A 12,617-nucleotide genomic window follows, 5' to 3' on the forward strand; every position below is an offset into this window, starting at 1 on the left:
AAAAAGATTACAATGGAAGATCAAAAGAAAACTGTCACCCAGGCGGTATGCTACCACTGTGGCGAAAATCTGCCAAATGTGAAATATCAGCTGGGTGATAAAGATTTTTGTTGCCTGGGCTGTATGGCGGTTTTTAAGATCCTATCAGAAAACAACCTTTGTAATTATTATGTGTATAACAATAATCCTGGTCAGCGTTTTAAAAATGATGATCATTTAGAATACCTCGACGAACCGAAAATTATTGATCAGCTGCTGGATTACCATGATGAGCATTCGAGCATCATTACCTTTTACATTCCCGCTATCCACTGTAGTTCCTGTATCTGGTTGTTAGAGCATTTATACAAAATCAATGCAGCCATATTCAGCTCGAGGATCGATTTCCTTAAAAAACAGGTGACCATTAGTTTCAATCACGATGAAATTTCTCTGAGGTATCTGGTAGAAACTTTAAATCACATCGGCTACGAACCCTTGATCAGTTTGCAGGATGTAGTAAAAGCACATAGCAGTTCGGTAGACAAGGCTTTAGTGTTGAAAATTGCTGTTGCCGGGTTTCTGATGGGTAATGTCATGCTCTTTAGTTTTCCTGAGTATTTCGGTCTCTCAGGCTTTGAGAGACAGTTTCAATCCCTTTTTGGCTGGCTAAACTTAGCTTTTTCCATTCCTGCCGCTTTTTATTGTGGCCGAGATTATTTTATCTCGGCAATCACAAGTATCAAACACAAACACATTAATCTGGATACCCCATTGGCATTGATTATTGCGGTATTGTTTTTACGTACTGCATTTGAGGTCATTTTTAGCTCCGGACCGGGTTTTGCAGATACCCTAACCGGATTGGTGTTTTTACTCCTGATGGGGAAATGGCTCAAGCAACGTACTTATCATCACATTTCTTTCGATCGTGATTACCGTTCTTACTTCCCGATTGCAGTAACTACCTTGTTAAATGGCAAAGAAAAGCCTGTACCGATAAACGAAATCAAGATTGGCGACAGGTTGTGGATCAGGAATGGGGAGCTGGTTCCGGCTGATGCCATTCTGATGAAAGGCGAGGCCTGGATGGACATGAGTTTTGTTACCGGCGAATCGGACCCCGTGCACAAAGTTTTGGGCGAAATTATTTATGCAGGTGGCAGGCAAACCAGCGAGGCCATTGAGCTCGAAGTAATTAAACCTGTTTCGCAGAGTTATCTAACTGGTTTGTGGAACAATGATAATTATAAAAATGATACCGAAAAACAGAATTTTAACGATTCCGTAGCCAAATATTTCAGCCTCGGTGTTTTCCTGATTGCATTTTTTGCTACCGGATATTGGTTGCTCCAAAATGACAGCCATAAAGCATGGTCCGCATTTACTGCTGTAATTATTGTGGCCTGTCCGTGCGTACTGGCTTTAAGTACGCCATTTACCCTATCTGCAATTTTATCGGTTTTTGATAAGAAGGGGTTTTATGTGAAAAACACCGATGCTGTTGAAGAGCTTGCCAAATGCGATACGCTGATTTTCGATAAGACAGGTACACTAACCAGTAATGAAAATGCAACGATTAGCTTTAGCGGAGTTCTAACCGAGGAGGAGAAGGTTATCATAGCATCATTGCTGCGAAATTCTACCCATCCTTTAAGCCGCCATATCTTAAAGGCCTTAAATGTTGATCGGTTTTATACAATCTGCGATTATAAAGAGGTGGTAGGAAAAGGTTTAACGGCTACAGTAAACAGCAAAAGCATTTACGCCGGGCATCTATCTATGTTACCAACTGCCATAAACGCTGCCGGTGAAACAGGTGTACATATTGTAATCGACCATGTTTATAAAGGATATTTTGACATCAAACAGCAGTGGCGTAAAGGATTGGCACAGTTGATCTTAAAAATTTCGAAATTCAGGCTGCTGGTTTTATCTGGCGATACCGATAAAGACCGGTGGATGCTGGACACCATTTTTGCCAAAAATACAAGCATCAGGTTCCGCCAGAGCCCACATCAAAAACTGGATGCTGTTCTACAACTTCAACAGCAAGGAAATAAAGTAATGATGCTGGGGGATGGTTTAAACGATGCTGGTGCATTAAAACAAAGTAATTTTGGAATCGCGATAACCGATAACATTAATAATTTTACGCCTGGCTGCGATGCCATCCTGAAAGGTGATGCCCTAAATTTTCTGCCTGATTTTATCAGGTTAAGTAAGGATGGGCTGAAGATCATTAAAACAAGTTTCGCCATAGCAATTGCCTATAACTGCATTGGTATTTATTTTGCCGTGCAGGGTACACTTTATCCATTGGTGGCGGCCGTGCTGATGCCAATCAGCACCATTACCATTATTTCCTTTACTACCCTGGCTACCAAATGGTTTGCCCGTAAAAATAAACTGATATGAACATCCTTTACTTCTTGGTTGGCTGCAGTGTTGTAATGGCCCTTATTTTTCTGGCTGCATTCTTCTGGGCATACAAAACCGGTCAGAACGATGATGTACATACCCCAGGTATCCGTATGCTCTTTGATGATGAGGTTGTTGCTGAAAAAAGTGAAGAAGATCACTTTTCCACCTAACGGCCATCATCCTTTACCAACCATGGGCAGAATACCTTTGGTGCACAAAACAAACAACATTCAGCTTCCATTATGCAGTTAGAAAAATTTACTTACGATAACAAGATTGTCCGGAACTTTGGGATTGCCACCCTGGTTTGGGGAATTATAGGAATGACAGTTGGCTTGCTTGCAGCCATGCAATTGTTCAAGCCCGCAATGAACATGGGTAGTCAGTATACCACATTTGGTCGGATCAGGCCGTTGCATACCAATGCCGTAATTTTCGCCTTTGTAGGCAATGCCATTTTTATGGGCGTTTATTATTCCCTTCAACGCTTGTTAAAAGCAAGGATGTTTAGCGATGTGCTGAGCAAAATCCACTTTTGGGGTTGGCAGCTGATTATTTTGTCGGCAGTAATCACGCTTCCGCTTGGATTTACCACTTCTCATGAATACGCTGAACTAGAATGGCCTATTGATATTGCCATTACCATCATATGGGTAGTTTTTGGGATGAACATGTTCGGAACGATTTTTAAAAGAAGAGAACGCCATTTATATGTGGCCATCTGGTTTTACATTGCCACTTTCGTTACCATTGCGGTATTGCACATTGTAAACTCTTTTGAACTGCCTATTTCTTTTATGAAAAGCTATTATTTGTATGCAGGCGTACAAGATGCGCTGGTGCAATGGTGGTATGGACATAACGCAGTGGCATTTTTTCTAACCACGCCCTACCTTGGAATGATGTATTATTTCTTGCCAAAGATGGCCGGAAGGCCCGTTTACTCTTATAAATTAAGTATCCTGCATTTTTGGTCACTTATTTTTATTTACATATGGGCAGGTCCGCACCATTTGTTATATACGTCATTACCCGGTTGGGCACAATCATTAGGCGTTGCCTTTTCAATTATGCTGATCGCACCAAGCTGGGGCGGCATGATCAATGGTTTATTAACCCTACGTGGCGCCTGGAACAAGGTAAGAGAAGACGTAACGTTGAAATTTATGGTGGTTGCCCTTACCGCGTATGGTATGGCTACTTTCGAAGGCCCTTTATTGTCTTTAAAACAGATTAACGGTGTTGCTCACTTTACTGACTGGATCGTGGCACACGTGCATGTTGGTGCTTTGGGCTGGAACGGGTTTTTAACCTTTGGAATACTGTATTGGTTAATCCCCCGTATTTACAAAACGGAATTATACTCTAAAAAACTGGCAGGTTTTCACTTTTGGGTAGGCACTTTGGGTATACTTTTTTATGCCGTACCCATGTATTGGGCAGGTTTCACCCAAGGTTTGATGTGGAAAGAATTTACGCCTGAAGGTTTATTGAAATACCCTAATTTTTTAGCTACTACGTTACAGATTATCCCGATGCACATTTTACGTTCAATCGGGGGCGCACTTTATTTGATAGGGGTAATTGCGATGACCTATAATCTGGCTAAAACCATGTTGGGTGCTAAACTAATTGCCAACGAACCCGCCGAGGCCATGCCTTTAGCCAAGATTATTATAGAAACATCTCCTGCGGATAAAGCCTGGCATAGGGTTTTAGAGCGCAAACCAATGAAATTTATGGTGCTGTCGCTAATCATTATCCTCATTGGCGGTATGGTAGAAATGATGCCCACTTTTACCATCCAATCTAATGTGCCAACCATTGCCAGTGTAAAACCTTACTCGGCGCTCGAGCTCCAGGGAAGAGACCTGTACATCAGGGAGGGCTGTGTAAACTGCCACTCGCAAACGGTAAGGCCTTTCCGTTCAGAAACGGAACGTTACGGAGAGTACAGTAAAGCCGGAGAATTTGTATACGATCACCCTTTTTTATGGGGAAGCAAACGTACCGGACCTGATCTTCACCGTATAGGCGGAAAGTATTCTGATGCCTGGCATTATAACCACTTAATGGATCCGACTTCTATGTCGCCGGGAAGTATTATGCCCCCGTACGCCTGGCTTACCGAACAGAAACTGGATATAAGCACTACCGCGAGTAAGATCAGGGCTATGCAGACCCTTGGTGTGCCTTATCCCCAAGGTTATGATCAGCATGCCAATGAAGATTTGAAAGTTCAGGCAGAAAAGATAGCCACAGACCTTAAACAGAATAATATCAAGGTTAAAAGCGACAGGGAGATCGTGGCGATTATTGCTTATCTGCAACGCCTGGGTACCGATATTAAAGCGAATAAAGAAACCATTCCTTCAAATCAATAAAATATGTTTAACCAGATTAAAGATTTAGCCGGTGGTGAGATATACCTCATCACCTCTCTGCTCATGTTTATGGTGTTTTTTGTAATCGTGGGTATTTACCTGCTCAAATTAAGCAAGAAACATATTGAAGTGATGAGCGAAATCCCATTACAAGAAAACCAACCCAATGCATATGAAGAAGATTAACCTATCGTTATTGTCGCTGCTTTTATCCATTACAGCTTTTGCTGCGGATGAGAAAACCGTAGCGGAGGTAGCGCCTGCCCCGGCCGGCTTGGGGCTTAGCCAGTCGGAATTGCTTATCGTATTGCTTTTGCTTTTTGTAACCGTACTGCTTGTTGTTTCTTTAACGCTGCTAAAAGCGTTTAAGGTCATGTATCAGGAACAGTTACATCCCACGCCCTACAGCAAGCCAGTAAAAGAGCCGGTTTTAGATTACGACAGCTGGTTAAAGCAACAACCCGTTAAACCATCCATCTGGATTAAACTTTTAAGTTTAAGGCCAATTGAAGAAGAGAAAGATCTTGTTATCGATCATGCATACGATGGTATTAAAGAACTGAATAATCCTGTTCCCGCATGGTTCAACTTCCTTTTTTTTGGCACCATGATTTTCGCGGCAGCTTATCTTTTTTATTACCACATCGGTGGCTATGGCGATCTGCAGGATAAAGAATACGAAAAAGAAATGGCTAAAGCTCAGGTAGAGAAAGCCGCCTATCTCGAGAAATCGGCCAATACCATCGATGAAAACTCGGTGAAGTTTGACAATACTCCCACTGTGCTGGCAGATGGCAGGACCATTTTTACGACCAACTGTGTGGTATGCCATGGTGATAAGGGGCAGGGGATTATCGGGCCAAATTTAACTGATGAATACTGGTTACATGGCGGAGGCATCAACAATGTATTCAAAACCATTAAATATGGTGTTCCGGAAAAAGGGATGATCAGTTGGGAGAAAAACCTGAACCCCAAACAGATCAGTGCAGTTGCCAATTTTATCCTGTCGTTAAAAGGAACAAATCCCACAGGTGCTAAAGCGCCTCAGGGTGAAAAATACGAAGCGAAAGATGTAAAAGACAATGAAATGAAAGCGCCGAAAGACAGTATGAACAAAGCCGATGTTACCAAAAAATAAAACAGGAATTAGGGACAGAAACTTTATCTATCCTAAACAGCCATCTGGCAGGTTATACAATTACCGGAAATGGGTAAGCTATATGCTGCTCTTGTTTTTATTCTCTTGTCCGTTTTTAAAACTTAATGACGAGCAATTGGTGTTGCTCAATTTTATAGAAAGAAAATTTGTCTTTTTTGGACTGATTTTTACCCCACAGGATTTTTACCTGTTTGCCCTTGCTATGCTCATTTTTATCATGTTCATCGTATGTTTTACAGTGGTGCTGGGCAGGTTATGGTGCGGGTGGGCCTGTCCGCAGACGATTTTTATGGAAATGGTTTTCCGCAGGATTGAGTACTGGATTGAAGGTGATGCCGGTAAACAAAGGAAATTGGATCAGGGCAGTTGGAACGCAGAGAAAATTTTGAAAAAAACAAGTAAACATTTTATTTTTCTGGTCATTTCTTTTGCCATTGCCAATACCTTTCTGGCTTACATGATCAGCTCGGATGTGCTTTTTAAAATTATCACCGAACCCATTGCTGGTCATATATCGGGCTTTATATCCATCTGGCTATTTACATTTATTTTCTATGGGGTATTTGCTTATGCCCGCGAAATAGTGTGTACGGTAATCTGCCCTTATGGTAGGCTGCAAGGTGTATTGTTAGATAACCAGAGTTTAGTTGTGGCCTACGATTTTACAAGGGGCGAACCACGTGGCCACATTCAAAAAAGTGCAATGACAATAAAAACCGGCGACTGTATCGATTGTGGCCTTTGCGTACAGGTTTGTCCTACGGGCATCGATATCCGTGAAGGCACACAGCTCGAATGTGTAAACTGTACCGCCTGTATCGACTCTTGTAACGAGGTGATGCTTAAAATAAATAAGCCCAAAAATCTGATCGGTTTTTTTAATCAGGATTTTATCAATGAACGCAAGCCCTATAAAATTGCCTTAAAATCTTATGGATACGCAGCAGTGCTGTTTGCGGTATTGCTGGTTTTTTCTTCACTGATCTATAAAAGGGAAGATATCCAAACTACAGTTTTAAGGGCTAGTGGAACGTTGTACCAGAGCAGGGGAACCGACAGAACAAGCAATCTTTATAATGCAGAACTGATCAATAAAACCAATAAAGCCATAAAATTTAAGTTCTCGTCGCGAACAGACGGTGATGAGATTGATTTTATCCAAAAAGCAGATGTTTTGCCAAAAGAAGGCTCGGTACACCTTACTTTCTTTCTGATCAGGAAAAATAATACCATTAAAAAGTATAAAACAGATGCTGTTTTCGAAATTATCGCCGATGGCAGGGTTTTAAGTACAGCAACAACAAGTTTTTTCGCACAGCCGGAAGGGGTAGAATAATTGAATGGGAGAAGGGTGGATTGAGGGAATTATTGATACCATTCACTCATTCAAAATTAAAAAAGAGAAATATGAACTGGGGAACAAAAATAGTGCTGGGGATGCTAACATTCATGATGTTTATCGTGTGTATGGTCATTTATATGTTTCATGTACACGGACGGGACGCCCTGATCGAAGAGAATTATTACGAAAAAGGTATTAATTACAATGAAGAATATAATGCCAGGCAAAACGTAATCAATGATCATGCTCAACCCAAAATTACGGTGACCAAAACCCAGATTATCGTACAGCTTAAAGACGCTGCGCAATACAATCTTATTTTAATGCGTCCTGCAAATAGCGACGATGATGTTAAACTAAAAGGAAATACTTCAGGCACTTCTAATCTTATTTTAGTTGATAAAACAAAAATGCAAAGGGGAATGTGGTTTTTAAATCTTGGATGGCATTCCTCAGGCAAGGAATATCTGTTTAAAAAAAATATCACCCTGTGATGGACTTTTTACCACTGGCATTCTTGATGGGGCTATTCGGCAGCCTCCACTGTGCAGTAATGTGCGGGCCCATCATGCTGGGCATGCCATTCAGAAAACAGGATTTCTGGCAAAGCGGATTTCAGCTCTTGCTTTACCAGTTTGGCCGAATTGCGGTATATACTGTTTTAGGGCTATTGGCTGGTACCTTAGGAAGCAGCATCCGCATATTTAGCGATCAGAAAATACTGAGTATGTTGATTGGTTTTTTATTGGTCCTGTTTACGGCGCTACAGTTTAATACCGCTTATAGATATCGGTTCTCCAGGTTTCAGTCGCGGGTACTGAATCCTTTAAGCAGCTTGATAGGAAAAACATTCAATTTACCCTTGTGGGGACTGTTTGCGGGGATGCTGAATGGTATTATTCCTTGCGGGATGGTCTATCTGGCGTTGGCTACGGCTTTAAATACGGGCACTGTTCAATCTGGCGGAATATTTATGTTTCTTTTCGGATTGGGCACTACGCCGCTAATGCTCATGGTTTCGCTGGGCGGAATCTACCTGAAAAAATACATCCGCTTTAATTCCAATAAACTTATTCCGTGGTTTATGTTTTTTATGGGGGCATTGCTCATTTTGCGATCAGCAGATTTAGACATTCCTTTTATATCGCCAAGAAATACTGGTGCTTATGGTCATGTGATAGACTGCAGATAAAAATATCTCTTACACAGGTAAAGTAATTGTCTGGTGGTAGGTTATTTTTTTTCGATTGCCTTACTTTATTTCCAATCGTCCTAAGAAATTGCTTGTGATATAGTTTGCTGATCCTTCGATAAAATGCTGCGGTCATTTCTTAAACGCTCCTTGCAAAAGATTGAAACTATGCGATGTGATTGCGGGAAAGCGTTGATACATAGGTTGATTCATTGTGATTGCAATCATTTAATTCAATGAGACCGATCATGTAATGATACGTTTCAAGAAACTAATTTTACCATTCTAAACTAAACGATATGTCACTTTTAGAAAACACAATTACCGAAAAAGGATGCAAAATGACCGAAGATTTTTGGGATCCTGAATTCTCTGATCAACCTGGCCAGCCAAAAATGCCCGTGAATATCAGGGAAAAGGAAAATAAGTTTAAACTTGAGGTTTCTGCACCAGGTTTTAAAAAAAAGGATTTTAGCATCAGCGTCGAAAACGGCCAACTTAATATCCTGGCGGAGCATGAATCTGAAGTGGATGAAGGCTATCTCCGTAAAGAATTTTCCCGGTCGTCTTTTTCAGGAACCTTCACTTTGCCCGAAAATGTGTCGCCTGATCATATAACTGCAAACTATCATGGCGGAGTTCTGATACTTACCCTAAGGAAGTTAGCAAGGTCAAGAGCGATTAAAAAGAAAGTTAAAGTAGCTTAACCTAGTACTAAATCTAAATTCTGCCGTGACAGACAGGTGAGATATTATGGTCTTAAAGACGTACTAAGGTTAGCCGCGATTTTGTGATGGACTTTTCATGCTTCCTTTTTCTGTTCTCGATTTCGGTATTTGTAAAAGATATGTGTGTAGTTTTTTCCTCCTCATGTTGGCTCTAAGAACAAATCAGTGCGCTGAATGATTCCGGTCATTGTTATGGAAATAAATATATCTGATTTTTAGATAAACAATGGAAATCCAAGCGAATGTAACTATCAACGGCGGGACTTTGAAGCGCTTATCCTTGGGGGATATACTTAAAGATATGGCAAAACATTTTGCATGGGATCAGAGGAGATTGGAGATCTTCTACAGGATACCCTGCTCAAGGTACTATGCTTTTACGAAAATTCAATATGGATAGCCGCATCTGTAAATGGTTGTTTAGCATAATGAGAAATACATTCGTTGATTTTGTTATCAGAGAATCTAAGGGAAGGAAAGTTGACCTAGCCTTACAAATTTCAATGAAAGACAAATATCCTGTAAATGCGTTTTTTAAGTTAAAGATGATTTTGACGTGGCCATTTGTCAGTCTGCTCCACCTTTCCATCAGCCATTAACGACGTTCAATGCGGGTTTTAAATACCAGGAGATTTCTGAGGCTATGGCGCTATCGACCGGTAGGATCAAGACCAGGATAAGGAGAGTCCGGATTCCCTTGGGCGTAATCAAATTTAACTAGTTATCTGGCTCAATTTATTGATTTATCTTTTATTGCTTTACCGCTGAGCAGGGTTTTATTCATATTCTCCAGTAACTGGATATATTTACCCATCCAGTAATAAGCTGTATCATTTTGGGTTAAGCTGACAAAGGGCATCTGATTAAATTGTTGATCCATTCCATGAGTCCTGTCTGTCAGGAATTCTTCCGGTAAGTCTACCGAAAAATTATAGCCGATAATGTGACCTATTTTACGGAGCACATCCAAGTTGATTTTATCGGATTCAAACCAGTTGTAAATTGTCCGTCTACTGATCTTGAGCCTTCTGGCGATCTCACTGATTCCAATGGGGGCCCGCCGGATAACTCTTTCAAGTAACTGTCCATGGTGAAGCGTTTGAGGACTAGCTTGCTTTTGGGGATTGATGGCTAGATCCATCGCCCGACTGTCTTGATTTTTGGTTTTGTCGCTGTTCATTCTGATTTTGATTGATTCCTGGATGAATCGCGGCGCAATGGCTCAATACGGTTAATTTTGACTGCGGATCACGTTGCGATTCTATTATATCCTATTGTTCATTTATACATCTAAGATACCAAGATTGATATAGAATGGGAACCTGTTAACGGTCATTTTATACCTGCATAAGTCAATTTTAACAATATTTGATCGATATGATCTCCTGAAAGGTTCCTGATACACTTTGACATCGGCCATCTCTAAATTCTGGAAAACCAATCACTCTGATTAATTTGATATTACCCTTTCCTGTAATCATTTCCACTTGATAATCAAATGGTTGCCCGGTTTCCATCATCGCTTTTAATATTTTTTTAGCATGCGCTCTGCTTTTCCCATTTTTATACAAGCACATCACCCTTTCAAGATCAGGCACAAAGTCTGGGGGTAACTCTAATATCTCCCTCGTAATTTTGCTCCAAATTGCCGTTCCATTGTCGAAGTTTCTTGTCCACGTTCCTATTTTCGAAATTTCGCTGGCCCTGCAAAGTATTTTTACATCCTCATTTAATGAAGTATTTTGAAACCTAACGGATGTTGAAGTATCTTCTTTTCGTATAATGTAACGTTTGTAACAAGATGAGAAGTTTGACGGATTGGAGAAGTTGAACATTACCGCCAATTGATACTTCGTAAATAGTTTCTCCTTTATGTACTTTTCGGCCAGTTCCATTTGTAATTTTCGGTAGAATGAAAATACACTTAAACCATGTTTTTGCTTAAAGTCTCTTTTCAGTTTCGATTCTGATACCCTATGCTGTTTAGCCAGTGTACAAAGGCCGGGAAAAGAGCTCTGAAGGTTTTTCTTGAGTTCCTGCTCAACTTCGTACATCACCTCATCATTTTTGCTGGATGTGTTTGCCGGCCCAGGAGGTATTGTGGTATCACTATTAGTCCCTATTGGATCGATATCTGTTACACAAACATAAAATCCCAGTACGTTGCCATCTTTAATCTCGGGTGTGTATATCGCTCGTGTATTTCTGAGCAATCCGTCCGGGGTAGGGATCATCCGCTCAAAAACCTGTACCTTTCCCGATAGCGCCCCCTTAATGTATTTCAGGTTTTTCTCGTATAGCGGACCCAATAGTTCCTGAATATGCATTTTGTCGATCATCTCTTCCGGCTTTGCCCCAAACCAATACAGGTAGGCAAGATTTGCAAAGCGACAGATTAGGTCCTTATCCCAAAATGCAATCATAGCCGAAGTATGTTGCAAAGCTTTAGGACCGATATCATTTAAACGCTGGTTATAAATTTTTAGCGGCATACATACTCATTACTGAACGCTAATTTTAGAAATCAAAATTAATTTGCGTGGTTAATTATATTTGGCTGTTACTATTAAAATTACTGCAAAAAAAACAATAAAAATGATTTTGATCACATTTTAAGATAGTTAGTTTTTTATATAAAAAAATTTTACTGGTTGCTGTATAGCTGAGGCAATTTTATCAATGCAGGCATACGCGGCTATCATTATTGCTTAAAATAAATAACATTTCGCATGCGCGATAAATTTATGTTATTATTAATCGGCGAAACGGGGAAGGTGAAGACGAAGGATATGAGTCTAGCTATTTTCTCTGCCTAGAATTGCATTGAAGTTTTCTAACAGCTTAATGTATCTATCCTTCCAATAATAAACCGAATCGATATTTTTTTCGTCACCGAAATTATTGCGATCCTGCATATTGGTTTGGTTCGATTCTGTGTAAAATTTCAAATCATCTGGAAACTCCTTTGAAAAATCGTGTCCGATTACGCAACCTATTCGTTTAATAATTTCGACTGTAATTTTTTCGGATTCGAACCAATTATACATAGATTTTCTACTTACACCCATTCTGCGTGCAATCTCACTAATTCCAATGCTATTTCTTCTGATCACTTTTTCAACAACATGACCGTAGTGAAAGTTGTGCGGAGTTGTTGGCGAGCTTGTTTTTTTTGCAGTATCATTGATGGGGTCATCTTGAGTACAATCAATTTTAGTTTGCATGTTAATTTAGTTAGTGAATGATTATAACATTTTATCTGTTTGGTTATCTTACTTGATTTTGGGGATTTCGATATATTAAGATTAATCAAATATTGGATGCTATTCAAGCAGCCAAATATTGTTATTGTATTTTACCGATCAGTGAAATTTGTATTGGGGAGTGAGCTGAGTCTTTCGGTTGT

At 40.2% G+C, this 12,617-nt stretch carries 12 protein-coding genes; 9 read left to right on the top strand and 3 right to left on the bottom strand.

Going from position 1 to position 12,617, the window contains the following annotated elements:
- Positions 1 to 12: 12 nt before the first annotated feature.
- The 9 genes from AC04Q1_RS00245 (at position 13) to AC04Q1_RS00285 (ending at position 9,190) form a co-directional block, all read left to right on the top strand.
- Positions 13 to 2,397, top strand: a complete 2,385-nt coding sequence (locus AC04Q1_RS00245) for a heavy metal translocating P-type ATPase (protein ID WP_478360691.1) — start codon at positions 13 to 15, stop codon at positions 2,395 to 2,397.
- Positions 2,394 to 2,573: a cbb3-type cytochrome oxidase assembly protein CcoS gene (gene ccoS, locus AC04Q1_RS00250; RefSeq protein WP_478360693.1), complete on the top strand. Its 180-nt coding sequence runs from the start codon at positions 2,394 to 2,396 to the stop codon at positions 2,571 to 2,573. Before AC04Q1_RS00245 ends, ccoS begins: the two co-directional genes overlap by 4 nt.
- 72 nt (positions 2,574 to 2,645) lie before the next feature.
- Positions 2,646 to 4,787, top strand: a complete 2,142-nt coding sequence (gene ccoN / locus AC04Q1_RS00255; RefSeq protein WP_478360695.1) for a cytochrome-c oxidase, cbb3-type subunit I — start codon at positions 2,646 to 2,648, stop codon at positions 4,785 to 4,787.
- A 3-nt stretch (positions 4,788 to 4,790) separates the two neighbouring features.
- Positions 4,791 to 4,973 (top strand): hypothetical protein, encoded by a 183-nt coding sequence (locus tag AC04Q1_RS00260; protein ID WP_478360697.1) that lies wholly within the window; start codon positions 4,791 to 4,793, stop codon positions 4,971 to 4,973.
- Positions 4,960 to 5,928 carry a cbb3-type cytochrome c oxidase N-terminal domain-containing protein gene (locus AC04Q1_RS00265; RefSeq protein WP_478360699.1) on the top strand — a complete coding sequence of 323 codons (969 nt, stop codon included), beginning with the start codon at positions 4,960 to 4,962 and terminating at the stop codon, positions 5,926 to 5,928. Before AC04Q1_RS00260 ends, AC04Q1_RS00265 begins: the two co-directional genes overlap by 14 nt.
- A complete protein-coding gene (gene ccoG, locus AC04Q1_RS00270) occupies positions 5,912 to 7,285 on the top strand; it encodes a cytochrome c oxidase accessory protein CcoG (protein ID WP_478360701.1) in 1,374 nt (457 codons plus the stop codon). Before AC04Q1_RS00265 ends, ccoG begins: the two co-directional genes overlap by 17 nt.
- Positions 7,286 to 7,356: 71 nt before the next feature.
- Positions 7,357 to 7,785, top strand: a complete 429-nt coding sequence (locus tag AC04Q1_RS00275) for a FixH family protein (RefSeq protein ID WP_478360703.1) — start codon at positions 7,357 to 7,359, stop codon at positions 7,783 to 7,785.
- Entirely contained in the window at positions 7,785 to 8,483 is a 699-nt protein-coding gene (locus AC04Q1_RS00280) for a sulfite exporter TauE/SafE family protein (RefSeq protein WP_478360705.1), read from the top strand. The genes AC04Q1_RS00275 and AC04Q1_RS00280 overlap by 1 nt, the downstream gene beginning before the upstream one ends.
- 299 nt (positions 8,484 to 8,782) lie before the next feature.
- Positions 8,783 to 9,190, top strand: coding sequence for an Hsp20/alpha crystallin family protein (locus AC04Q1_RS00285; RefSeq protein WP_478360707.1), 408 nt, complete (start codon positions 8,783 to 8,785; stop codon positions 9,188 to 9,190).
- 751 nt (positions 9,191 to 9,941) lie between these two features.
- Here the strand turns inward: AC04Q1_RS00285 and AC04Q1_RS00290 are convergent.
- From AC04Q1_RS00290 to AC04Q1_RS00300, 3 genes are all read right to left on the bottom strand, one after another.
- Positions 9,942 to 10,391: a hypothetical protein gene (locus tag AC04Q1_RS00290; RefSeq protein WP_478360709.1), complete on the bottom strand. Its 450-nt coding sequence runs from the start codon at positions 10,389 to 10,391 to the stop codon at positions 9,942 to 9,944.
- 178 nt (positions 10,392 to 10,569) lie between these two features.
- The gene (locus AC04Q1_RS00295) at positions 10,570 to 11,703 is read right to left on the bottom strand and encodes a PAS domain-containing protein (protein ID WP_478360711.1); all 1,134 of its coding nucleotides are present in this window, start codon (positions 11,701 to 11,703) and stop codon (positions 10,570 to 10,572) included.
- Between the two features lie 303 nt (positions 11,704 to 12,006).
- Entirely contained in the window at positions 12,007 to 12,435 is a 429-nt protein-coding gene (locus tag AC04Q1_RS00300; RefSeq protein ID WP_478360712.1) for a hypothetical protein, read from the bottom strand.
- Positions 12,436 to 12,617 lie beyond the last annotated feature (182 nt).

The organism is Pedobacter humicola (assembly GCF_056490705.1).

Bases quoted from the DNA above. Each gene is read 5' to 3' on its own strand.
- AC04Q1_RS00245 (WP_478360691.1), top strand. From the start codon at position 13: ATGGAAGATCAAAAGAAAACTGTCACCCAGGCGGTATGCTACCACTGT.
- ccoS (WP_478360693.1), top strand. From the start codon at position 2,394: ATGAACATCCTTTACTTCTTGGTTGGCTGCAGTGTTGTAATGGCCCTT.
- ccoN (WP_478360695.1), top strand. From the start codon at position 2,646: ATGCAGTTAGAAAAATTTACTTACGATAACAAGATTGTCCGGAACTTT.
- AC04Q1_RS00260 (WP_478360697.1), top strand. From the start codon at position 4,791: ATGTTTAACCAGATTAAAGATTTAGCCGGTGGTGAGATATACCTCATC.
- AC04Q1_RS00265 (WP_478360699.1), top strand. From the start codon at position 4,960: ATGAAGAAGATTAACCTATCGTTATTGTCGCTGCTTTTATCCATTACA.
- ccoG (WP_478360701.1), top strand. From the start codon at position 5,912: ATGTTACCAAAAAATAAAACAGGAATTAGGGACAGAAACTTTATCTAT.
- AC04Q1_RS00275 (WP_478360703.1), top strand. From the start codon at position 7,357: ATGAACTGGGGAACAAAAATAGTGCTGGGGATGCTAACATTCATGATG.
- AC04Q1_RS00280 (WP_478360705.1), top strand. From the start codon at position 7,785: ATGGACTTTTTACCACTGGCATTCTTGATGGGGCTATTCGGCAGCCTC.
- AC04Q1_RS00285 (WP_478360707.1), top strand. From the start codon at position 8,783: ATGTCACTTTTAGAAAACACAATTACCGAAAAAGGATGCAAAATGACC.
- AC04Q1_RS00290 (WP_478360709.1), bottom strand. From the start codon at position 10,391: ATGAACAGCGACAAAACCAAAAATCAAGACAGTCGGGCGATGGATCTA.
- AC04Q1_RS00295 (WP_478360711.1), bottom strand. From the start codon at position 11,703: ATGCCGCTAAAAATTTATAACCAGCGTTTAAATGATATCGGTCCTAAA.
- AC04Q1_RS00300 (WP_478360712.1), bottom strand. From the start codon at position 12,435: ATGCAAACTAAAATTGATTGTACTCAAGATGACCCCATCAATGATACT.